Origin of the sequence: Paenibacillus sp. M-152, from assembly GCF_003856555.1 — a bacterium.
GTDB classification, from domain to species: domain Bacteria; phylum Bacillota; class Bacilli; order Paenibacillales; family Paenibacillaceae; genus Paenibacillus; species Paenibacillus polymyxa_C.
Map to the genome: position 1 here is coordinate 4,507,501 of NZ_CP034141.1, position 21,349 is coordinate 4,528,849.

The following is a 21,349-nucleotide window of genomic DNA, read 5'->3' on the forward strand; positions in this document are numbered from 1 at the left end:
GGAGCTCTAAAGTCACTGGACCAGCAACACCGGAGCCGATCGTACGACCATCTACTTCATAAGCTGCAATCACTTCTGCAGCGGTTCCCGTAAAAAACACCTCATCCGCCACATATACATCATGCAATGTAAAAGGTTGCTCCTTAAGCGAATATCCAAGCTTGGCACACAAATCGATGATAGCATTACGTGTAATCCCCTCAAGCGCTCCCAAATAACAAGGCGGTGTATATAACACTCCATTTTTGACAATGAAAATGTTATCAGCAGAACCTTCCGTCACATATCCTTGGGAATTGAGCATAATAGCCTCACCTACACCAGCATAATTAGACTGGATCTTCACCAGGATATTGTTGAGGTAGTTCAATGATTTTATCTTTGGATTCAAAGCATCCGGGATGTTGCGACGTTGAGAAACAGAAATTGTCTTCAGACCTGTCAAATAAGCTTCTTCCGGATAAATGGTGAGCTGCTCGACAATAATGATGACACTCGCCTTTGCACAACGAAGGGGATCCAAACCTAGATTTCCAGCACCCCGGGATACAACCAATCGGATATATCCATTGCGCATTTCGTTAAGACGAATCGTTTCAGCCATTGCTTCCAACATTTCATCAGGAGACAACGGAATGTTCAACTGAATAGATTTCGCAGAATCATACAGCCGCTCTAAATGCTCCTTACATTTAAAAATATTGCCGTTATAAATACGAATACCCTCAAATATACCGTCTCCGTACAGGAAACCATGATCATATACAGAAACCTTTGCGTTCTCCTTAGTCACATGCTGTCCATCCAGATAGATCCATTGTTCTGCCATTACAACCACACCTCCGATTAATGTTCCTTCAAAATAGGTTCGATCGCTGCTTCAACATACTTGTAGCTTGGATAAGAGCCAAGAATACGTACATGGCACCCCAAAGCCTCGATCTCTGCAAAGGCTGCCGGAAGCAAAACGGAATGCAGAGATTCCAGAACTTCAATGTAAAAATAATAATTCCCCAATTGCTTTTTGGTCGGACGCGATTCAATACGAGACAGATTTAACCTGCGCCATGCAAATGCGGATAAAACCTGATGTAGCGCTCCTGGGAAATCCTGCGGCGGCGTAACCAGAATACTGGTTCGCTGGCCTTCAGGCGTACGCGGGAACCTTACAGGTTGATGTCCAATCAAGACAAAGCGGGTGAAATTGTTATCATGATCCGTCACTTTGCTGGCCAAAATATCTAACCCGTGTTTGGCAGCCGCAAGCTTGGTTCCAAGAGCGGTCCAACCTTTACCTGGGTTATGTTTAACAATTTCGACGGCCTCTGCCGTACTTCCTGCACTCTCCAGCTCGGCTTGAGGAGCGAAAGTTTGTATGAATTCTTTACATTGGGGAAGCGCTACAGGATGGGACATAATTTTGACCACTTTGCTCAAATCAAGCTTGTCCTGATCCCCGAGAAATTCACTACGATGTCCAATAAGATTTTGAATTGAAGGATATACCCATTCCGCCTGCATTGGAATGTCTACCTCATGCACAAGCCAGTCCATATGCAAACTTACAGAGCCATCAATCGTATTTTCTATAGGAATTACACTATAGTCTGCCTGTCCCTTGTCTATTGCCTGAAATACGTCTGCTATATGCTTGTAAAACAGTAGTTCACAGGGTGTATCTCCTAACAAATATTTAATTGCTTCATGAGAAACAGTCCCCTCAGGAAGAAGTGCAATTCGCATCATATCGTAAGTTCCCCTTTAATCATATCCATAAAAGGGTGTGTATTCCCTTCCGTATATACTTTAGCTCCTTCAATCTCCGGGCGCAAATTTAAAACAGACGCCGTGATCCCTTCTTTGTTCATTGTCTCCGTTAAATACTGTTCAAGCTCCGCTTTACGATTTTCCCGTTGATCCGTCAATGCCAGCAATGTCGGTCCAGCACCGCTAAGGGCCACACCTAATGCACCATAATGGTACGCATTCTGTAGGATCTCTGTCATACCCGGTACAAGTGCCGCGCGGTAAGGCTGATGAAGCTGATCACGCATCGCTTCGGCGATTAGATCTGTTCGGCCCGATGCCAATGCCGCTACCAGCATTGAAGCATGGCTTATATTGTATACAGCATCCTTCAAGGATACATGGGTAGGCAGGACCTCTCTGGCCTTCGACGTGGACAGTTGAAAATCTGGAATAACTACCATTACCTCTAGATTAGCATCCGGTTCAATCCGTAAGTGCTTGGCATGTTTGCCATCCCACACGGCAGTAATAATACCGCCAAACAAAGAGGCCCCGACATTGTCCGGATGCTTTTCAATAGCGCTTGCCATATCAAATAGCTTGGAATCCGACAGGGGCGAGCCAATCAGCGTATTAGCAGCCACCAAGGCACCTACAATAGCGGAAGCGCTACTGCCCAAACCACGGGTAAGCGGAATATCCGAGTACATCGAAATTTCCAGCTCAGGAACAGATACACCTGCTTCACGAAAAACCATTTGTGCTACCTTGTAAATCAAATTGGTTTTATCTTGGGGAACGCCATTCATTTGATCCCCGTATAGATGGAAAGCTGTCTGCTCGGCCTCTTTTAATTCAATCCATGCGTATAGAGACAACGCCATGCCCAATGTATCAAAGCCAGGTCCTAGGTTAGCCGTACTCGCAGGCACGCGCACTCTTGCTGTTTTCAAAACGGTCATACAGATGATTCCTCCTGCTTTTATTAACTATCCCTCTACCCGATATACACTCTTGATGCGGCGAATCACGTCCAAAGTTTCAAAATGCTCCAACACCTTTTTCATACTTGCTTTACTAGCTAAATGAGTCACGATAATAATCTCAGCATCGGGATTAGTCTCATTCGGCTGCTGCACGACAGATGCCAAACTGACATTGAATTCAGCAAATACCTGCGTAATCTGTGCCAATACCCCTGCTTTATCATCAACGTGTAAAAGCACGAAATTTTTGAAATACACGTCTTCGTCATTGCAAATTTTTTTAGGATTGTAGGGTACGATTGCTTTTAGCCCATTTACGCCAAGTTTGAGGTTTTTCACTACAGCTACCAGGTCAGCCACTACTGATGTAGCTGTTGGCATTTCGCCTGCACCTGCACCATAAAACATGGTTTCTCCCACTGCTTCACCATGTACATAAACTGCGTTGAATACCCCGTTCACCGATGCCAATGGATGCTGCTTGCGCACCATAGTCGGCTGAACATTAATCGTAAATTCATCACCTTGGCGTTCTGCAATACCAAGCAACTTCATTTCATATCCTAGTTTTTTAGCAAAGGCAATATCTTCACTGGTTACCTTTGAAATACCGCTCACGCTTACATCCTTGAGCTCTACATTAGAGCGGAAACCGAGGGTTCCCAGTATTGCCATCTTGCGCGCCGCATCCAATCCTTCGACATCTGAGGTCGGATCAGATTCTGCGTATCCAAGTTCTTGAGCTTCCTTAAGAACCTCCTCGTACGAGGCTCCTTCCTGACTCATTTTAGTTAAAATAAAGTTTGTTGTACCGTTCACAATCCCCATAATGCGCGTAATACGGTCAGAGGAGAACCCTTCAATGAGTGTACGAATGATCGGGATACCGCCTGCCACACTAGCCTCATAAAAAATATCACATTGTTTTTCCTGTGCTTTTGCCAATACTTCAGAACCGTGCAATGCCATTAAGTCCTTGTTGGCTGTTACAATGTGTTTGCCTCTCTCTAACGCTTCTAGAATGTACTCCTTCGTCTGATCAATCCCACCCATGACTTCGATAATCACATCAATTTCAGGGTCTCGAATGACTTCCCACGGGTCCTCAGTAAGTTTGGCGGTGTCTACTTCTATGGAACGATACTTATCTATGTTTTTTACAGCTATTTTTTCAATGATGATCGGTGAACCTACTTGTCTGCTCAAGTCTTCCTGATTGCCCTCAACGATTCGAACGACTCCCGTACCTACAGTCCCTAAGCCTAACAATCCTACTTTGACCGGTTTCATCCATTCCCCTCCTGCTAACTTTTATCTAACGAACTGTATCGCCTCAGCCTTGCCCAATCAGGCGGACCCGCTTGACTCCAGAAATGCTTTCCAAGCCCTCCAGCAGAACACCCAATTCATCACTAAGCCTGGACATTTCGACTGAGATAACTACATTGGCTCTACCTTGCAGTGGAATACTTTGCTGGATCGTCAGCACATTACCTCCGTAATCCGCCACTCTGCCGAGCACCCTGGACAGCATGCCGGATTGATGCTCTAGATCGATAGAGATATTGACAATTCGCTCACGCTCTAACTGGTTAACCAAATGTATGCCATCTTTATATTTATAAAAGGCGCTTCGGCTTAGCCCAACTTGCTCCACAGCATCATGTACGGTTTTAACATCTCCCGAAGCCAGCAGCAGTTTTACCTGTATGGTCTTAACAATAGCTTCAGGCAAAATATCTTCCCGTACCAAGTAATAGCGCTCTTTCAAGAACGTCCTCTCCTCAAAGACTTATGTTTTTGTATAGAGGACATTATATCTAAACTCATGAAAATCGGCAAGCTCACAATACAAAAAAACGGCTACTGACTTCTATAGAATTCCCTATAGTGCAGTAACCGTTCAGGTTTTAAAGCTTTATTTAATTTTAGTAGTAGCTGCTGCCTTCTACGAATTCGAACTCGAAATCAGCGATGCGTACAGATGTACCATCTGTGGCACCACGTTTGCGTAGCTCAGCATCCACACCCATATGACGCAACGTTCTTGCTAATTTCAAGATGGCATCATGCGAATTCATCTGCATGCGCTTCATCATGCGCTCAATTTTGGGGCTGTGCACCACGAATGTGTCGTTTTCACGCACAATCGTAAAGCCCTCGTCTTCGGTCGTATCCAACTTAAATACCTTGCGTTCATTAACTTCTGCTACTTCCTCAACAACCGGCTCGTCCGGTATTTGATCCAACAGATCAGCAGCCCGATAGAGCAGTTCCTTTACACCCTGACGTGTCAGAGAGGAAATAGGCATGATTTCAAGGTCAGGACGTATCGTAGCAATCTGCTCTTTGAAGTGAGCAAGATTTTCTTCAGCTTCCGGCATATCCATTTTATTGGCCGCCACAATTTGTGGACGCTCAGCCAGAGCTGCATTATATTGCTTCAATTCGTCGTTTATTTTGGTCCAGTCTTCGAACGGGTCACGTCCTTCAGAGCCGGCCATATCCACAACATGGATAATAATTCGCGTCCGCTCAATGTGCCGCAGGAATTCATGGCCCAGTCCAGTGCCTTCATGGGCTCCTTCAATCAAACCAGGCAAATCGGCCATCACAAAGTTCCGCTGATCCCCCACATCCACGACACCCAGATTTGGGGTAATCGTTGTAAAGTGGTATGCGCCAATTTTGGGTTTTGCAGAAGATACAACTGACAACAAGGTAGACTTTCCTACACTAGGAAATCCGACCAAGCCTACGTCAGCCATCACTTTTAACTCAAGCGTAATATAACGCTCTTGCCCCTCCGCACCGTTTTCAGCCAATTCAGGCGCTGGATTACTCGGTGTTGCAAAACGAATATTGCCGCGTCCTCCGCGTCCTCCTTTAGCTACAACGACCTGTTGGCCATGACGAGTCATATCTGCCAATACTTCACCTGTGTCATCATCCATGATAACTGTTCCCGGTGGTATACGGACAATCATGTGCTCAGCGTTGGCTCCGTGTTGGCTTTTGTTGCGACCTTTTACCCCACGCTGGGCTTTAAAATGCCGTTGGTACCGAAAATCCATCAAGGTACGCAAACCCTCATCTACACGAAAAATTACATCTCCACCGTTCCCTCCGTCACCACCAGCTGGGCCGCCATTAGGAACATATTTCTCACGGCGAAACGCAATTAATCCGTCTCCACCGTCACCGCCTTTAACAAAAATCTTCGCTTTATCTACAAACATGGTTACACCTTCCTTATGTCTGGCACTGCATTCGAATTTGAAGCATATCGCCCGTAGGGAGCTTCTCTGTTCGAAGGCGTTCACTTCCAAGTACGGATCTGACGTGCTTTAGTATATTTAAATCGGCAGGTATGTCACTTCCTTCAAACCGGACGATAACATCATTCTGATCCATACCGAAATAAAGTGTCAATCTGCGCACTTCTCCCCAGGACGACCGGCCCCCGCCATATTGATACGCACGCACCGTTTGTATGACGGCCGAGGCAAGCGACTCGCCGTCTTCGGGAGACATGACAGCGTCTAACTTTAAATCCTCCTCAACCTGTACCGACAATTGTAAATTTCCGGCGTTCACGCGAAAAGACTGCAAATAAAACACCAGCGAGGGAATACCCAGCTTAGATATTTTACTGTCTTCCGACACCCGCCCCTTTATTATTTCCACATAAGCAGCTGATTTATCATGCTTATTCATACGAATATAGCCATAAAGCACCTGTAAATCATTCATCCAGTCATGCCGATGATGGTTAAGCGTTGCTATCGCTGTACGCTCAAAAGAACGCAAAGCAGCTTTCCGCTCATGTTCAACCTGTCTATGTGTATACCACATACCAAAACAAGCAGCAGCTACAGCCCACACAGCTAGTATGATAATCGTTAATGCTTTGGGATAGAGCAGTGAAAAAACCAAAGGAATCAGAATGGAACCCAACGCCAGATAAGGCGCTCTTATCCGCTGGAACATGGCTTCTCTCCGTTCTGCGATAATTAAATGGACTAGTCAACAACCTTTATCCAGTATAGCACAGACTAACTTTCCAGTTCATTACCATCATGCAAAAAAGCCTCCGACAAAAGTGCCGGAGGCTTTTCAGCGTGTCTAAGCCGCTATTAAGCTTCTACAGTAGCTGCTACTGGAGCAACGTCGATCGGGTAGATGCTCACCTTTTTGCGATCACGGCCCCAACGTTCGAACTTCACAACGCCATCCACTTTCGCGAACAGAGTGTCGTCCTTACCGATGCCCACGTTCGTGCCCGGGTGAATTTTCGTTCCGCGTTGACGAACCAAGATGCTACCGCCGGTAACTGCTTGACCGTCAGCACGTTTCACTCCAAGACGTTTCGATCTGCTGTCACGTCCGTTTTTTGTGGAACCTACACCTTTTTTCGATGCGAATAACTGAAGATCCAATGTCAATTTCAACATGATGTCTACCTCCTTCTTTGTTTATTTTCTATTTGAATATACTTACCGTATGATTCAGCAATGCTTGTCAGCATAATCACCATGGACTCCAACAACAGTTGAACCTGTGCGTTCGTATCATGATAACTTTCAGGAGAAAGATACGCGCTTAAAAAGCCGTTTTCCATTTCCGTTTCCATTTCAACGTCCGTAAGAGCTACAATCGAATTGACAGTTCCTACCGTTACCGCTGAAACCCCAGCACATACGATATCCTCGCCAGATTTAGCAAAATTCGCATGGCCTTTAACAGAAAACCCCTGTATGCTGCCATCCTCCAGCCGTATAATACGCACGATAATCAATTATCGCACCCTCTTACGCTTGGATTTTTTCAATCGTCACTTTCGTGTACGGTTGACGATGACCTTGCTTCACATGGTAGTTCTTTTTAGGTTTGTATTTGTATACAACGACCTTTTGACCTTGACCATGCTTCTCAACTTTAGCTGTTACAGAAGCTCCAGAAAGAAGCGGTGTACCTGCTGTCAAGCCATTGTCGCCGGACACTGCCAGAACACGATCGAACGTTACAGTTTCACCATCATTAGCTTCCAACTTCTCGATGAACAATACATCGCCCTCTTGAACTTTGTATTGCTTACCACCAGTTTCGATAATTGCGTACATTTGCTTGCACCTCCTTATGTCTCAGACTCGCCTAATTGCAGGTGACAGTTTCCTTAGGATACTGCACTTCAGTACCTGATTGGAGCGGTTACAGCATGTGCAGCCAATCTTACGCATCACACATACTAAATAATTGTAGCATAAGCTTCGTACACATTCAACCTTTAGTTTTGAAATAATTTTGATTACGCACGTTCTACACGAGAGTCTTTTCTTCACGCACTTTTTTGCGGGTCATTTCCAGTAAACCTAACCGCGTCCAACCGACAACATATGATTTAGTCCGGTCCTTTTTTAATCTTGCCTCCAGCACAGAAGATACTTCCCTACGATTCTCCTCTTGTTCCATATCGATGAAATCAATGATGATAATACCTCCAATATCACGTACACGTACCAGGCGGGCAATCTCTTCTGCTGCTTCAATGTTAGTCTGGGTCACCGTCTCTTCCAAATTACTGCCGCCCGTAAACTTCCCAGTGTTCACATCCACGACGGTCAATGCCTCCGTATGATCAATGACAATGTATCCGCCACCCTGAAGCCATACCTTTCGTGCAAAATCGCGTTCCAGCTGCTCATGAATGCCATAAGCTTTGAAAATCGTTTCTTCTGCACTGCGAAATATACTTACATGAGCTTTCGCAGAACCAATCTGTTGCAGCATTACTTCTGCATCCTTTGCTTGCTCCTCGCTGTCAATGACCAGTTCATCCTGCTCAGGTGTAAACACATCGCGAATTAAACGCTGAACGATACTCAGATCTCGGTGCAATTCACACGGTGCGGAGTGTTCACCCGCTTTGCGCTGAATAGCCACCCATTGCTTACGTAGTTGATTCAGATCATTTTCAATCGCCTCTATACTCATTTCCTCTGAAACCGTACGAATGATGAGCCCTTCCTCACCCGTGCGTAGCTGCTCTCCCATGGCTTTCAAACGGGCACGTTCTCCCTCACGCTCAATCTTCTTGGATACGGCCACATAATCAGCCCGGGGCATGTATACAATCCAGCGGCCCGGAAGTGAAAAATGAGTGGTCACCCTGGCTCCTTTGCTACCAACCGCCTCTTTTAATACTTGTACTACAATTTCCTGCCCCACCTTTAACAGTTCAGAAATGGACGGCTTTACCTCTGGCTGCTTGTCCAAATGAGCATGAAGTACGTCATCCACATACAAAAAGGCATTCTTGCGCTGTCCAATGTCAACAAAGGCGGCTTGCATTCCTGGTAGCACATTGACCACCCTCGCTTTGAAAAAAGAACCTAGAATTCCCCGTTTTCGCGGTAGTTCAGCCGCATATTCAACCAATCGTCCCTCTTCCAACAGTGCCATTTGGGTCATCTGCTGTTGGCATTGTACAATCATTTGCTTCATGGTTTTTCAACCTCTCTGAATACAGCCTCTTCCTTATTTCATAAACATTATTTGGGTTTGGATTCTCCACCATTTGGCGGGCGTGCCGCAAAATAAGAACGTATAAGTCGTTGTTCCGGCAATACAGCTACAATCCGTCCCTGTTCATTCATAACGTAAACCATATGATATCGATCTCTTCTGAAAAGACGCAAAACAGGCTCCAAATGTTTCACGGGCAGGGATACAATAGGTAAGGCAATGCTTCCTTTAGCCGCTTCGCGGTAAAAAAGCTCGTCCCTCCCCAGCAAAAAACGTATAAAACGGTAAGGGATATTCCGATAATCCACAATATTAGAATAAAGCAAAAAAATCCCTACCGCCAGCAGATTTAAATGTAAAGGCTCATCTTGCCTTAATAACGGCGAAATACCATACAGGCAAAATAGCAGACTTGTTATGATACTGGCTCTAAAAGTCCATACTAATGTGCGGTGATAAGAGAAGAATAAGCTAATCAGCGACTGCAATATTTTTCCACCATCAAGCGGTAAAATTGGCAACAAATTAAACAATGCAATAACAGCATTTCCCTGAATTATATAATTTACATAATCATGCTCCAACCCACTCACATTCCTAAGCCACAAAAGAATGATGATCATGATTCCGTTTTGCAGGGGGCCTGCTAGAGCAATGACAATCTCCTTCCACGCATTGAGCTTCCCTTGATCCTCAATGACAGCCACTCCTCCAAAGGGTAACATCTGTATGGAAAGTAACCGCGCCCCCAACAACGAAGCAGCTGTCGCATGACCTAGCTCATGTATAAACACCAGTGTAAATAAGGTCATGATCTCGATGAAATGTCCAGTTAATACAGAGGTCAGCATAACCAGTACAAACAGTGGATGCAGTGATAAGGTCACCCCTCGGACATTAATCAAGGGCTACCACTTCCGACGGGTCAATGTATTGATCCCCTCTTTGAATTGCCAAAAATAAAGTCGCCGCCTCGCTACCGCCGTGACTTGCTGGCAATACACCGATCTCTTCACCCTCCTGAACCCAATCGTTCACTTTTAAGGTAGAGCGTGAGAGCCTTCCGTAAGTTGCTGTGATACCGCCAGTGTGACGAATTGTAACTGAAATCCCACTTTTGGGATGGTTTAATACGTCTAATACACGTCCTGCATCTATACTTTTAACAGCGATTGCCCCGTTATCGGCAACATTCGGCGTAATTTCTACTCCTTTAAGACTCAGTACAAACGGCTGTGTTATATTGCCTTCAATCGGTGGAGAGCCCTTTCGACTTGCGTCTACCTGTTTCGTTTCATGCTCCTCGCCAAAAATCGGTAAGAAGGAAGGAGCTCCGTCAAAATAAGTTTTATACCATTGTCCGGCGGCTGCAAAATCCATGTCCTTATTCAAGGCATCCGCGACAAACATTCTCAAATTTACTGCATAGGGGATATCCCAGCGAAATAAGCCCCACACCACTCCAAATAACACTGCTGCTATGACAGTTCTACGCCAAAAGGAACTCCAAAAAGACGGACCACGATTTGCCCCAAAAGATTGCTGCCAACGTTGTCGATCATTTTTCCACTCGGTTTCTGGGTCTCTGGGCGAGTTGGCACTGACTACAGGCATCGATTTCATTTCTCTGTACCCGTACCTGTTCTGATCTATGCCTGAGGAATACGCCTCCGCTTTGTTTCCCTCGATTAGCTGCTGTATACGTTCTTTTCTGCGCTGCTTGATTCCGGAATTTTTGTCCATCCTGTTCAGCCCCCTCAGCGAGGTAAGTTTATTACATCTTATGAGGACGGGCTTCAACTTATGTTGTCCGGTTGGGGATTACATACCCTAAAAATCAAAAAAACCGGCGCTAGCGCACCGGATATGTTTTGCATTTATAACATTTATGTAATGATCTAAATTTACGAACCAGAATTATAGAAATTTAAAAAAGCAAACCAAAAACACTTAAATAAGTGGTGACTTATTTAAGTGTCTAGTATTACAAATGAATGCTACTGTAACACTTCCCTTAGAAATCAGTGAAAATATCTCACTAGAAAAGGCCAAGCAACCACCAGCAATAACTTCCTGTTTTCCTTATCCACCCATACCAAAAAACTTCTTAAAGCGTGTCATCACACTCTTCTTCTGGTCCAGCTGCATAAGAGGCACAGTATCGCCCAAGATTCGTCTCGCAATGTTCCGATAGGCAATCGCTGCCTGTGCATCCGGATTCATAACAGTAGGCTCTCCTGTATTAGCTGCTTTAATTACCATTTCATCATCCGGTACAATCCCAATAAGGTCTATGCTAAGCACTTGTAAAATTCCGTCAATATCTAACATATCTCCGGATTTAACCATACTATTGCGAATGCGGTTAACCACCAACTTAGGTGATATCACGTGCGAACTTTCCAGTAAACCAATTACCCGATCTGCATCGCGTACAGCAGCATTTTCTGGAGTAGTCACAACAATGGCCTGATCCGCACCGGCAATGGCATTTTTAAAGCCTTGCTCAATACCCGCAGGGCAGTCGATCAATATATATTCAAAATCCTTTTTAAGCTCCAAAATAATATCCTTAACCTGCTTCGGCGTAACAGCACTCTTGTCCTTGGTTTGAGCAGCTGGTAGCATATACAGCTCCTCAAAACGCTTGTCCTTAACCAGTGCCTGATTTAGACGGCAACGACCTTCCGCTACATCAACAAGGTCATAAATAATCCGGTTTTCCAGACCCATCACAACGTCTAGATTACGCAAACCGATATCCGTATCCACCAAACACACCTTTTTGCCGAGCAGTGCAAGCGCTGTTCCTATATTGGCTGACGTCGTCGTTTTGCCGACGCCGCCTTTTCCTGAAGTGACGACGATAGCCTCTCCCATGTGCTACACCCCTTTGAACACGTTAAAATCGCGGCCCAGACGCACAATATTGCTCATTTTATCTATTTGCATAGCGCCATCCTTGAGATACGCAAATTCCATGCCGGATTCACGTGTCTCCCATTCATCTGGTGGACGGCTAATCATTTCGGAAATTCGCAGCTGTGTTGGTGCAAAATAGGAGGCCGCGATAATCGCTTCACTATTTCCCTCCATCCCTGCATGCGCCATACCCCGCAGAGCGCCAAGGACATAGATATCACCGGTACAAGTTATAATTCCACCCGGGTTAACATCTCCCAAAAAGAGTAAGTTTCCATCGTGATGAAGCACTTGTCCTGAACGGATAATCCCTGTCACCGTGTGAATGGGGGGCTTGCCCTGCACTACCACAGGCAATCCGGGTGATTCTACAGACCTGATGAGCAGATTCCCCTTCTGCTTCAAAATCTCCAGAATACTTTCCTTTTGCTCCTCAGTTACTTCCCGACTTCCCAGTTTAATATCCACATGAATGATCGGACCAGTTAAAATATTTTGATGACTGTGCTCCAGCTTAAAACGCAGCTCACCCAGCAAATCCTCAAATTCGCATTGATCGTCCAGCAGGAATACCAGGCCATCTTTGATGCCTTTAATCGTGACATGATTCGATTTCACCGCCATTAGCCTGTCCCTCCTATCTCAATCATTTCGTCCCCGGGACGTCAAATCCCTGCTAACCCGGACAAAATGTGTGTAAAAAGACCTAGACAGTCTCTTCCTTTTTCACACGGGTACCCAAACGCTGCAATTGCTTGCGAACTGGGACATAAATGATGAGGGCGAACAGAAAATGGATAAACAAATCAGGAATCATATACTGAGCAAGTGCCCAATTGAAAGTCTGATGATTCAGTTGAAACAGCTGATCAATGGCAAAAAGCATAGAATCCAGCAGGAAACTACCAATCAATACGGCCGCCATCATAATGGGCATCGGTGCACGTCTAGCAGTAAACACAAGCCCTAATAAGTATGCAGACAACCCCATTGCAAAAGAATAAGGGCCAATGATAAACCCGTAGTACACTACATCATGAATAAGTCCAAAAACAATACCTAGCACCAACGCTGTATGACGGCTGTAATACACAGATACAAACAAAATTACGACATACACAAAATTTGGAACCATTCTTGAATGCCAACTATCCGGGAGAAGCCACGGAAGAATCGTTCCTTCAGCTATAAACAGGACAAACAGCAGCAGTATCAGAACCTGACCGCGCATCTTCATTATTCCGGTACCTCAGGAGTGTAGAGGACGAGCAGTTCTTTCCAATCCACAAAGCTGGCTGCCGGTTTAATAATCGCTGTCCGTGTTTTGCCGAACTCTCCAACCTGAATTTTCTCCACCGTTCCAATCATTAGGTTTTTGCGGAACTTCCCGCCTGCACCAGACGTAATAATCTGATCACCCTTTGCGATTGGATCTTTTTCTTCAATGCGAGTCATTTGAAATGTGTTCGTACCCGGATCATAGCTTTCAATCATACCAAACGATTGATTTTCCTTACCCAAGACTGTCGCTGCAATGGCATAAGAATTCGGATTTTTAGGATCCAATGTAGTCAACAGCGTAACGGTAGACGTAAAATTCCCCGTGCGGCTAATGACCCCAACAAACCCTTCAAGTGAACTGACCTCCTGACCGACCTTGGCTCCGTCCTTCTCACCAATATCAATCACGAGTGTTTTGGAATCATTGCTAACACTGTTCACTTGTGCAACACGATAATCATAATTATTTTTCGCCTTTTGCGTTTGGGTGAACTTCAGTTCATTCTGCAATCTAGCATTTGTTTCAACATAATTATGAGTCTGAATCTGGTCACGAGTCAGCTTGGCCACGGCTATTTTTAAGCGCTCATTTTCTTCGTAAATACTACGCATATTACCGATATCTTCAAAGAAGCCCGCTATTGCTGAAGCGGGCCTGTAAAAGATACCTTGCACAAAGCCAATTGAATCTCTGGCAAACTTCTCGGGCCAGGTTAAGGAATTTCTCTGTCCAAGTGTAATCCCCATAAGGGCAATAAACAGAACGATTCCGATCAATAGAACAAATAGTCTTTTATTGCCAAACAGCTTAAACAGTTCCTACACCCCCGATTCAACGTTTGGAACGGACGGCAGAACTGCTGCGCGATTTGAACAAATGGATATTTTCCAGTGCTCTACCCGTACCGATTGCCACACAATCCAGAGGATTTTCCGCTACGATCACCGGCATTCCGGTCTCACCTGCCAACAGCTTATCCAGGTTGCGCAGTAGTGCTCCACCACCAGTCAGTACAATTCCTCTATCCATGATGTCCGCTGCCAGCTCGGGAGGGCATTTTTCCAATGTTACTTTAACTGCATCCACGATCGCATTAACGGTATCCGATAATGCTTCGCTAATTTCATCGGAGGTAATCGTAATTGTCTTCGGCAAGCCTGTTACCAGATCGCGTCCGCGGATTTCCGATGTTTCCACTTGCTCTAATGGCATAGCTGAACCAACTTCCATTTTCAGCTGCTCAGAAGTCCGTTCACCAATCATCAGGTTGTATTGACGTTTCACGTATTGAATGATGGACTCGTCCATTTCATCGCCAGCTACACGTACAGAACGACTTGTTACGATCCCTCCCAAGGAAATGACCGCAACTTCGGTTGTACCTCCACCGATATCGACAACCATACTGCCTGTAGGCTCCCATACCGGCAGATCAGCGCCAATTGCCGCTGCAAACGGCTCTTCAATCGTGTACGCCTCTCTTGCGCCTGCTTGCTTGGTCGCATCTTCAACAGCACGCTGTTCCACTGCAGTAATGCCCGAAGGCACGCAAACCATCACGTTCGGATGGCGCGGAAACAATGAACGTTGTGCTTGCGCCTGACGGATGAAATATTTGATCATCGTTGCAGTCGTATCAAAATCAGCAATGACACCATCCTTCATTGGACGAATTGCACGGATATTTCCCGGTGTGCGACCGATCATTTTTTTCGCAGATTCCCCAACAGCCTCAATGGTTTTTGTATCTGTACGCAAAGCAACTACAGATGGTTCACGAACCACGATTCCCTTACCTCTTACGTATACAAGCGTGTTTGCCGTTCCTAAGTCAATTCCCAAATCTTTTGTAAAGCCACCCAGCATGATGTTAATCTCCTTTTCTCTTCCCTGAAATCTGTTATCCCTGTATAAACGGTTTATTCAGGCCGGTTTATCCGGTCATGTTTAAATGTTTGATTTAAATATTATATTATATCAGACCTTGTTCCTTCAAACTTACAAAGGTCCCGTCCCCGATCACAATATGATCAAGCACGTCGATGCCCACGATGTTGCCCGCTTCCATCAGGCGGCGAGTCAACTGGACATCTTCCGGGCTTGGCTTCGGATCACCGCTCGGATGGTTATGAGCGCAAATAATCGAAGCACTGCTACACTTGATTGCAGCCCGAAATACTTCACGAGGATGCACGATGGCGGAATTCAGGCTGCCCATAGATAGCGTTTCCTGAGCAATGACATGGTTTTTGGTATTTAAAAACAGGCAAACAAAATGCTCTTTCTGCAAATAGCGAAGCTGTTCAAACAGCAGATCTGCCACATCCCGTGGGCAACTAATCACCGGGGTCTCCAAGTGGCGTGACAATGCTAATCGACGCCCGAGTTCGATCCCCGCTTTTAGCTGTATCGCTTTAGCATTTCCAATGCCCTTAATCTGGGTCAACTCGCTCAGACTCATATCCACCAGTTGACGCAAATTCCCTGCTTGCTGCAAAATACGCTGCGCTAAATGCAGAGATGATTCACTTTGTGTTCCTGTACGCAGTAGTATTGCTAGCAACTCCGCGTTGCTCAAGGCATCCGCCCCATATGTCATCATGCGCTCTCTTGGTCGTTCTTCATGGGGGAGGTCGCGAAGCATCAGTATTGGCGACTCCAGCATATGTTTATCCCCTTTTATGGACGCAGCACATTCACTCCAAAATCGGACAGCATGTCCGACAGCAAAGAAAGCGGCAATCCTACGACGTTAAAATAACAACCCTGAATAGATTCCACCAACGTAGCACCCATGCCTTGAATGCCATACGATCCTGCTTTGTCAGACGGTTCACCAGTATTTACGTATGCCACAATTTGCTCTTGGTTCAGAGGCTTCATTGTGACCTCCGTTTGGCGATGTCTAACAAGCATCTTACCGGTTCCGGTATGTATGCAGGCTACCCCAGTGTACACACGGTGTGTTCTTCCCTGCAATGCAGTCAACATACGAACCGCGTCCGCATGGTTAGCAGGCTTGCCCAATACCGAATCCTCCAGCACGACAATCGTATCACTGCCAATCACCAATCCAGCTTCCTCGGACTGTGCGGCAGTGCGCACGACCGCTTCGGCTTTGCGGGCCGCAAGGGTCTCCACGATTTGCTGAGGCGTCCAGCTCTCAGGCGTGCTTTCATCCGCATGACTCGGCACCACCTCAAAGGGGAGTCTCAAATATGCGAGTAATTCCTTCCTTCTTGGTGAAGTCGATGCCAGAATAATGCGGGGCGTAATTTTCCCGTCCATAAGGGAAGCTCCTTTTCATCAGTTAGAGCCTGCGATACAGCCAGAATGCGGCGATGATGCCGATCAGACTAAGCAGGCTCAATTCAAAATTTATCGTTATGTTGTAGCTGATAATATCCAAATCCGCTCTCGGCGACCAGGATATCGTAGTGGGGTGGGTCAGAAAGGAAAGGACTTTGACCGATTGAAGGGCCTTAGCAATCCAGGCACCCAAAAGCCAACCGAGCAACAAAAACAGTATAAGCATTCCTACATTTTTTTTCATCCTGATCTTCCCTCGCCATTTTTTGACACCTTCATTATTATACGGTGATTTGTACTGCAATACAAACAGAAATCCGGCATGGGGAACTATTTCCAGTTCCTTGCCGGAAAGTATGGTTAGTCTACTGTTTTATGAATTGGATAAATTCCTTCTCACGCAAAACATATTCCATCATGGAGGACTGAATCTCCCAAATGTGTTCCTTGGCTGTGTTCTTGTTATATTCTCCAAGTGCAGAGACTGCGCTGTTCATCGCCTTTTCAAGCGAAGTTGCGGTGGTAGCCGCTTCCTTCGGAAGACCAGTGGGAATTGCAGCGATATTTTGTGTCCACTGCTGATGCAGGTCGTTCAGCTCGCTCATGTCGGAGGCTGGCACCGTATTTGGGCCTTCTTCTCTGAGCAAAGTTGAGGAAAGTCCGCTCAGCTTGCCCACTAATGAGTTGCTTAACTGAAAAAAGGTAGTGAGTTTATCACCATTACCTCCGTAAGCCGCTTTTTCGAATCCGGGTAATTCGAGCTCGCGGACATACAATTCCACTCCTTGTGTCTTCAATTGATTACTAAGCAACTTGGCTTGCTCCCTATCCGACGATATTCCTGCATATACTCGGTTTTGATCCTCGCTATCCCCTCCTGCTGCAATGCCTGCCTTCAACAGTTCTTCCTTTGCCTGTAAAGCCCTCTCTGGAGTGCTGAAAACCCCGTATTGCAGCAAGTAATAGGTTTGTGGAGGCACTTGAGTTGCTACGATGGTGACAGGGGCAGCATTCTCTTTTGCAGACGTTGTATCGACATCAACAGATTCTTTGAAAACGGCTACAGCCTCATTATCCAAAGAATCAGATCCCGGGACCATACTACCTCCGTTAAACAGTAACAACATAATATATCCGAACATGCCCCCAGTCACCAACGCACTGGCTACAGAACCGATCAACCTCCATCTGGAAGGGTGTGGTGGACGCTTTCTATACTCTTGACCGGAATAATAGGCCTCCTCAACCTCAACATCATCCTCTTCTGGACTTTCCGGTAGAACGTCCGCATCTGACCAGGAAGCTGCCGAACGACCAAAAGGGTCGTCCCATCCCTCTTGTACCCTCAATGTTGGAGTAAAGCGCCGAGTTGCAGTGCGTTTATTCGTCTCCACAGGTTTGCCGAGCTCTGAATGTTGTGTAGTTCGAGTATGTTTCTCCATACTACTAGTCCGTTCCATTCCTTTACGCTGGTTATCAGTTTGATAAAGCTCATCATCGTGGTGTAACTCCGTATCTCTAATCATGTCACGCTGTCCGTTCGTAAACGACTCATTTTTGTTCGGAAGCACCTGTAGCTTAGCCTCCCGGCTTGTTTCCGGCAACTGTTGATCGAACCGGAATGTCATCTTGGCCTTGTTCATGGATGCATTCCCTCCTTGTCCCATACTTCCTCATAGTCTGTTGTATGAGTCAAGCTGAGGAAATATGCCACAGCATTACAAAAAAGGGTATCCCGAAACACTTTCTGCTCGGAATACCCTTCAAAGCTATAATTCATTGGCGTAACAGCCCATGTTTATACGTAATTACACTTGTTGCCCGCGAAGATGGCGTGCTAATGCGTCGCCAGCTTTCCAGATATCCCCTGCTCCCATTGTCAGCACAAGATCGCCCGGCTGTAACCGATCTTTCAACTCTTCGATCACGGCTTCTTTGGTCGGTAAATAGACTGCATTCGCGTTGCTGTTTTGGACGATTAAATCCACCAGTTTGGAAGAATGCACACCTGCAATCTGTTTTTCTCCCGCTGGTGAATAAATATCGGTAATGATCACTTCATTAGCCTCGCTAAACGCACGGCTGAACGCATCCAACAGGAAAAAGGTACGGCTGTAGCGTTGTGGCTGGAACACGGCAATAATACGCTTCCCAGTCGCTCTCGCTGCACTGATCGTAGCCTCAATCTCTGTTGGGTGATGCGCATAGTCATCAATAATCAAAATGTCATTGCCTTCACCTAGCACTTGAAAACGACGTTTTGCTCCGTGAAATTCCACAATAGTTGCAGCAATTTGATCAAATGGAATCCCTGCTTCCAAACATGAAATCACGGTAGCCATCGCATTATACATGTTATGTTTACCCGGTACAGACAATTCAATCGTTCCGAGTGCTGTTCCCTTACGACTCATCGTAAAGCTTAATCGGCGGTCACCTAGTTGGATATCTGTCGCCATGTAATCCGCTTCATGCTCTACCCCATAAGTAATGACCCGAGTTTGGAGCTGAGGCAACATCTCTCGGATGTTCTGATCATCTGCGCATACAATAGCTGCTCCATCCGGCCGAATTTGACTCAAAAACTGTACGTAAGCACTTTTCAGCCGATTAAAATCGCCATCGTAATTTTCCAAATGATCCGCTTCAATATTGGTTACGATACCCTGCCAAGGATGATATTGCAGGAAAGAACCATCGCTCTCATCCGCCTCGGCAACGACAAACTCGCTTTTACCCGCTTTGGCGTTCGTTCCCAAATTCGTGATTTCGCCGCCAATAATATACGTTGGATCAACGTTACATCTCTCCATAACCAGAGCGATCATGGAAGAGGTTGTCGTTTTCCCATGCGCACCCGCAACCGCTATTCCCTTACGTTCGTTAAGCAAGCGAGCCAGCATCTGCGAACGGTGCAGTGTTGGAATATTCAATTCTTCCGCTGCCACCCGCTCTACATTGTCACGTGACAATGCTGTTGAATAGACAACAATATCTGCGCCTGCAATATGTTCAGGCGTGTGTCCAATATATATTTTTGCGCCTTTTGCCGCCAGTTTTTCTGTCAGCTCCTGTGATGCCACATCTGAGCCAGTCACGGTATATCCCATCTCCAGCATGACCCGAGCAATCGCGCTCATCCCGTAGCCGCCGATACCGATAAAATGAACATGTTCCGAAGTAATCAACAAATTTCACCAACCTTTTTCCGAATCGGTTTGATACATAAGGGTAGCCCGTACATCCGCAATAAGATACAGCGTGCCGGACACCACCCCCAGATCTTCCGCTTCCGTATGTGACTGAAACAGGCTTAAAGCCTTTTTCCAGTCACCTTCTACAATAATTTTTAAATCCGTTTTGGCATAAGACGGCCGCAGCTTCTCCACGAGATGAGCCAAATCAGCGGCATTCATTTTGCGGCGAAAATCGGGCTCGGTCAGGATAAGCGTATCCACTAGTGGCAGTATATGCTGCAAGTATGCCTCATGATGCTTGTTTGACAGCATTCCCATCATTAAAACCAATTTTTTGTACGAATACACTTGTGGGAGACTCTTGGCCAGCGTCTGCGCCCCTTCTGGATTATGAGCCCCATCAAGGACAATTCTCGGCGAGGTACTGACTTGTTCGAGACGCCCTGCCCAGGCAGCTTGCCTAAAGCCCTTCAGCAGATCCGCATCATCCAACACAAAAGCCATATACTGACGTAGGACTTCAAGTGCCATCATAGCTCCTGCCGCATTAGAACATTGATGCTCGCCTAACAACGTGATGTCGATTTCCATATGCCGGAAGGGTCCAGCGAATGAAAAGGTCTGACCTGTTTCATTCCCATTTAACCGTTCATACGTAAATTGTTCTCCTGCCAGGTACAAGGTAGCTCCTTGCTTGGCCGCCGTTTCACGTATGACCTGAATAGCCTCGGGCTGGGAAACACAACTGACGACAGGTACACCCGGCTTGATGATCCCAGCCTTTTCTCTTGCAATCTGTTCCAGTGTATCTCCCAAAATGTCCGTATGGTCATAGCCGACATTCGTAATAACCGAGACGATAGGACTCACGATATTAGTTACATCCATCCTTCCCCCGAGACCTGTCTCCCATACCACAACATCTGGAAAAGATACCGTAGCATAGTACAAAATAGCCAACGCTGTGGACACCTCAAACATCGTAGGTGATCCCAACTCACTATCTGCGATTTCTTTCACCAACGGATACAAGCGATTGGCGAGTGAAACCAGCGTTTCATCTGGAATATCGGTCCCATTGAATTGAAAACGGTTCGTAAATCGGGTGATGTACGGAGAAGTAAAGGTCCCAACATCGTATCCACATTTCAGAAGCACAGAGGTTAGAAAGGCACAAGTTGAGCCCTTACCGTTGGTTCCCGCAATATGAATAAATTTCAGATGTCGTTGGGGATCACCCAGTCTACTCATCAGCTGTTCGATTCGTTCCAGTCCGGGTCTAATGCCAAACGGAATCAACCCGTTAATCCATTCCACTGCTTCATCATAACTTTGTAAAGGGGCTATGTCGCCGCCCCTGATCGTATCTGACATCCTCT

The 21,349-nt window shown here is 46.0% G+C and carries 24 protein-coding genes and 1 other annotated feature (1 of these 25 cut by a window edge); all 24 genes read right to left on the reverse strand.

The window, feature by feature from the left end; all coding sequences use genetic code 11:
• Nucleotides 1-829 carry the 5' portion of a branched-chain-amino-acid transaminase gene (gene ilvE, locus EGM68_RS19630; protein ID WP_040103050.1) on the reverse strand. Its footprint begins 56 nt before the window's first position, so the window shows 829 of its 885 coding nt (coding positions 1-829); the start codon lies at nt 827-829; the stop codon falls past the left edge of the window.
• Between the two features lie 17 nt (nt 830-846).
• The gene (gene pheA, locus EGM68_RS19635; protein ID WP_129549860.1) at nt 847-1,746 is read right to left on the reverse strand and encodes a prephenate dehydratase; all 900 of its coding nucleotides are present in this window, start codon (nt 1,744-1,746) and stop codon (nt 847-849) included.
• The gene (gene thrB / locus EGM68_RS19640) at nt 1,743-2,711 is read right to left on the reverse strand and encodes a homoserine kinase (protein ID WP_013372657.1); all 969 of its coding nucleotides are present in this window, start codon (nt 2,709-2,711) and stop codon (nt 1,743-1,745) included. Before thrB ends, pheA begins: the two co-directional genes overlap by 4 nt.
• Before the next feature lie 27 nt (nt 2,712-2,738).
• On the reverse strand, nt 2,739-4,025 hold the full coding sequence (locus tag EGM68_RS19645; RefSeq protein ID WP_025678439.1) for a homoserine dehydrogenase: 1,287 nt from the start codon (nt 4,023-4,025) through the stop codon (nt 2,739-2,741).
• Nucleotides 4,026-4,068: 43 nt separating this feature from the next.
• Nucleotides 4,069-4,506 (reverse strand): ACT domain-containing protein, encoded by a 438-nt coding sequence (locus EGM68_RS19650; RefSeq protein ID WP_013372659.1) that lies wholly within the window; start codon nt 4,504-4,506, stop codon nt 4,069-4,071.
• 157 nt (nt 4,507-4,663) lie between these two features.
• Entirely contained in the window at nt 4,664-5,974 is a 1,311-nt protein-coding gene (gene obgE, locus EGM68_RS19655) for a GTPase ObgE (RefSeq protein WP_025678440.1), read from the reverse strand.
• Between the two features lie 13 nt (nt 5,975-5,987).
• A complete protein-coding gene (locus EGM68_RS19660) occupies nt 5,988-6,725 on the reverse strand; it encodes a Spo0B domain-containing protein (RefSeq protein ID WP_040103049.1) in 738 nt (245 codons plus the stop codon).
• Nucleotides 6,726-6,871: 146 nt separating this feature from the next.
• Complete coding sequence (gene rpmA, locus EGM68_RS19665) at nt 6,872-7,189, reverse strand: 50S ribosomal protein L27 (protein WP_013311590.1); 318 nt, start codon at nt 7,187-7,189, stop codon at nt 6,872-6,874.
• Between the two features lie 5 nt (nt 7,190-7,194).
• Nucleotides 7,195-7,533, reverse strand: a complete 339-nt coding sequence (locus EGM68_RS19670) for a ribosomal-processing cysteine protease Prp (protein WP_040103048.1) — start codon at nt 7,531-7,533, stop codon at nt 7,195-7,197.
• A 13-nt stretch (nt 7,534-7,546) separates the two neighbouring features.
• On the reverse strand, nt 7,547-7,858 hold the full coding sequence (gene rplU, locus EGM68_RS19675) for a 50S ribosomal protein L21 (protein ID WP_013372663.1): 312 nt from the start codon (nt 7,856-7,858) through the stop codon (nt 7,547-7,549).
• A 13-nt stretch (nt 7,859-7,871) separates the two neighbouring features.
• Nucleotides 7,872-7,958: a sequence feature (ribosomal protein L21 leader region), on the reverse strand.
• 96 nt (nt 7,959-8,054) lie between these two features.
• The gene (locus EGM68_RS19680; protein ID WP_040103047.1) at nt 8,055-9,239 is read right to left on the reverse strand and encodes an Rne/Rng family ribonuclease; all 1,185 of its coding nucleotides are present in this window, start codon (nt 9,237-9,239) and stop codon (nt 8,055-8,057) included.
• 47 nt (nt 9,240-9,286) lie between these two features.
• Entirely contained in the window at nt 9,287-10,165 is an 879-nt protein-coding gene (locus EGM68_RS19685; protein WP_013372666.1) for a M50 family metallopeptidase, read from the reverse strand.
• Nucleotides 10,158-11,003, reverse strand: a complete 846-nt coding sequence (locus EGM68_RS19690) for a peptidoglycan DD-metalloendopeptidase family protein (protein ID WP_013372667.1) — start codon at nt 11,001-11,003, stop codon at nt 10,158-10,160. The genes EGM68_RS19685 and EGM68_RS19690 overlap by 8 nt, the downstream gene beginning before the upstream one ends.
• A 339-nt stretch (nt 11,004-11,342) precedes the next feature.
• Nucleotides 11,343-12,140 carry a septum site-determining protein MinD gene (minD, locus tag EGM68_RS19695; RefSeq protein ID WP_129549861.1) on the reverse strand — a complete coding sequence of 266 codons (798 nt, stop codon included), beginning with the start codon at nt 12,138-12,140 and terminating at the stop codon, nt 11,343-11,345.
• 3 nt (nt 12,141-12,143) lie between these two features.
• On the reverse strand, nt 12,144-12,806 hold the full coding sequence (gene minC, locus EGM68_RS19700; RefSeq protein ID WP_013372669.1) for a septum site-determining protein MinC: 663 nt from the start codon (nt 12,804-12,806) through the stop codon (nt 12,144-12,146).
• An 82-nt stretch (nt 12,807-12,888) separates the two neighbouring features.
• On the reverse strand, nt 12,889-13,419 hold the full coding sequence (gene mreD, locus EGM68_RS19705; protein WP_013372670.1) for a rod shape-determining protein MreD: 531 nt from the start codon (nt 13,417-13,419) through the stop codon (nt 12,889-12,891).
• Nucleotides 13,419-14,240, reverse strand: coding sequence for a rod shape-determining protein MreC (gene mreC, locus EGM68_RS19710; RefSeq protein ID WP_013372671.1), 822 nt, complete (start codon nt 14,238-14,240; stop codon nt 13,419-13,421). The genes mreD and mreC overlap by 1 nt, the downstream gene beginning before the upstream one ends.
• Before the next feature lie 55 nt (nt 14,241-14,295).
• Complete coding sequence (locus tag EGM68_RS19715) at nt 14,296-15,330, reverse strand: rod shape-determining protein (protein ID WP_013311600.1); 1,035 nt, start codon at nt 15,328-15,330, stop codon at nt 14,296-14,298.
• A gap of 106 nt (nt 15,331-15,436) precedes the next feature.
• On the reverse strand, nt 15,437-16,129 hold the full coding sequence (gene radC / locus EGM68_RS19720; RefSeq protein ID WP_013372672.1) for a RadC family protein: 693 nt from the start codon (nt 16,127-16,129) through the stop codon (nt 15,437-15,439).
• Between the two features lie 14 nt (nt 16,130-16,143).
• Nucleotides 16,144-16,752, reverse strand: a complete 609-nt coding sequence (locus tag EGM68_RS19725) for a Maf family protein (RefSeq protein ID WP_129549862.1) — start codon at nt 16,750-16,752, stop codon at nt 16,144-16,146.
• 22 nt (nt 16,753-16,774) lie between these two features.
• Nucleotides 16,775-17,017: a DUF4321 domain-containing protein gene (locus EGM68_RS19730; RefSeq protein WP_013372674.1), complete on the reverse strand. Its 243-nt coding sequence runs from the start codon at nt 17,015-17,017 to the stop codon at nt 16,775-16,777.
• 121 nt (nt 17,018-17,138) lie between these two features.
• Nucleotides 17,139-18,416, reverse strand: a complete 1,278-nt coding sequence (locus tag EGM68_RS19735; protein WP_129549863.1) for an SPOR domain-containing protein — start codon at nt 18,414-18,416, stop codon at nt 17,139-17,141.
• 165 nt (nt 18,417-18,581) lie between these two features.
• The gene (murC, locus tag EGM68_RS19740) at nt 18,582-19,961 is read right to left on the reverse strand and encodes a UDP-N-acetylmuramate--L-alanine ligase (protein ID WP_129550350.1); all 1,380 of its coding nucleotides are present in this window, start codon (nt 19,959-19,961) and stop codon (nt 18,582-18,584) included.
• Nucleotides 19,962-19,967: 6 nt separating this feature from the next.
• Nucleotides 19,968-21,344, reverse strand: coding sequence for a bifunctional folylpolyglutamate synthase/dihydrofolate synthase (locus EGM68_RS19745; protein ID WP_058830518.1), 1,377 nt, complete (start codon nt 21,342-21,344; stop codon nt 19,968-19,970).
• Nucleotides 21,345-21,349: the final 5 nt, after the last annotated feature.

Bases quoted from the DNA above. Each gene is read 5' to 3' on its own strand.
- minD (WP_129549861.1), bottom strand. From the start codon at position 12,140: ATGGGAGAGGCTATCGTCGTCACTTCAGGAAAAGGCGGCGTCGGCAAA.
- EGM68_RS19645 (WP_025678439.1), bottom strand. From the start codon at position 4,025: ATGAAACCGGTCAAAGTAGGATTGTTAGGCTTAGGGACTGTAGGTACG.
- EGM68_RS19730 (WP_013372674.1), bottom strand. From the start codon at position 17,017: ATGAAAAAAAATGTAGGAATGCTTATACTGTTTTTGTTGCTCGGTTGG.
- pheA (WP_129549860.1), bottom strand. From the start codon at position 1,746: ATGATGCGAATTGCACTTCTTCCTGAGGGGACTGTTTCTCATGAAGCA.
- EGM68_RS19745 (WP_058830518.1), bottom strand. From the start codon at position 21,344: ATGTCAGATACGATCAGGGGCGGCGACATAGCCCCTTTACAAAGTTAT.
- rplU (WP_013372663.1), bottom strand. From the start codon at position 7,858: ATGTACGCAATTATCGAAACTGGTGGTAAGCAATACAAAGTTCAAGAG.
- rpmA (WP_013311590.1), bottom strand. From the start codon at position 7,189: ATGTTGAAATTGACATTGGATCTTCAGTTATTCGCATCGAAAAAAGGT.
- minC (WP_013372669.1), bottom strand. From the start codon at position 12,806: ATGGCGGTGAAATCGAATCATGTCACGATTAAAGGCATCAAAGATGGC.
- EGM68_RS19715 (WP_013311600.1), bottom strand. From the start codon at position 15,330: ATGCTGGGTGGCTTTACAAAAGATTTGGGAATTGACTTAGGAACGGCA.
- thrB (WP_013372657.1), bottom strand. From the start codon at position 2,711: ATGACCGTTTTGAAAACAGCAAGAGTGCGCGTGCCTGCGAGTACGGCT.
- mreD (WP_013372670.1), bottom strand. From the start codon at position 13,419: ATGAAGATGCGCGGTCAGGTTCTGATACTGCTGCTGTTTGTCCTGTTT.
- EGM68_RS19660 (WP_040103049.1), bottom strand. From the start codon at position 6,725: ATGTTCCAGCGGATAAGAGCGCCTTATCTGGCGTTGGGTTCCATTCTG.
- EGM68_RS19725 (WP_129549862.1), bottom strand. From the start codon at position 16,752: ATGGACGGGAAAATTACGCCCCGCATTATTCTGGCATCGACTTCACCA.
- obgE (WP_025678440.1), bottom strand. From the start codon at position 5,974: ATGTTTGTAGATAAAGCGAAGATTTTTGTTAAAGGCGGTGACGGTGGA.
- EGM68_RS19690 (WP_013372667.1), bottom strand. From the start codon at position 11,003: ATGGACAAAAATTCCGGAATCAAGCAGCGCAGAAAAGAACGTATACAG.
- EGM68_RS19680 (WP_040103047.1), bottom strand. From the start codon at position 9,239: ATGAAGCAAATGATTGTACAATGCCAACAGCAGATGACCCAAATGGCA.
- EGM68_RS19735 (WP_129549863.1), bottom strand. From the start codon at position 18,416: ATGAACAAGGCCAAGATGACATTCCGGTTCGATCAACAGTTGCCGGAA.
- radC (WP_013372672.1), bottom strand. From the start codon at position 16,129: ATGCTGGAGTCGCCAATACTGATGCTTCGCGACCTCCCCCATGAAGAA.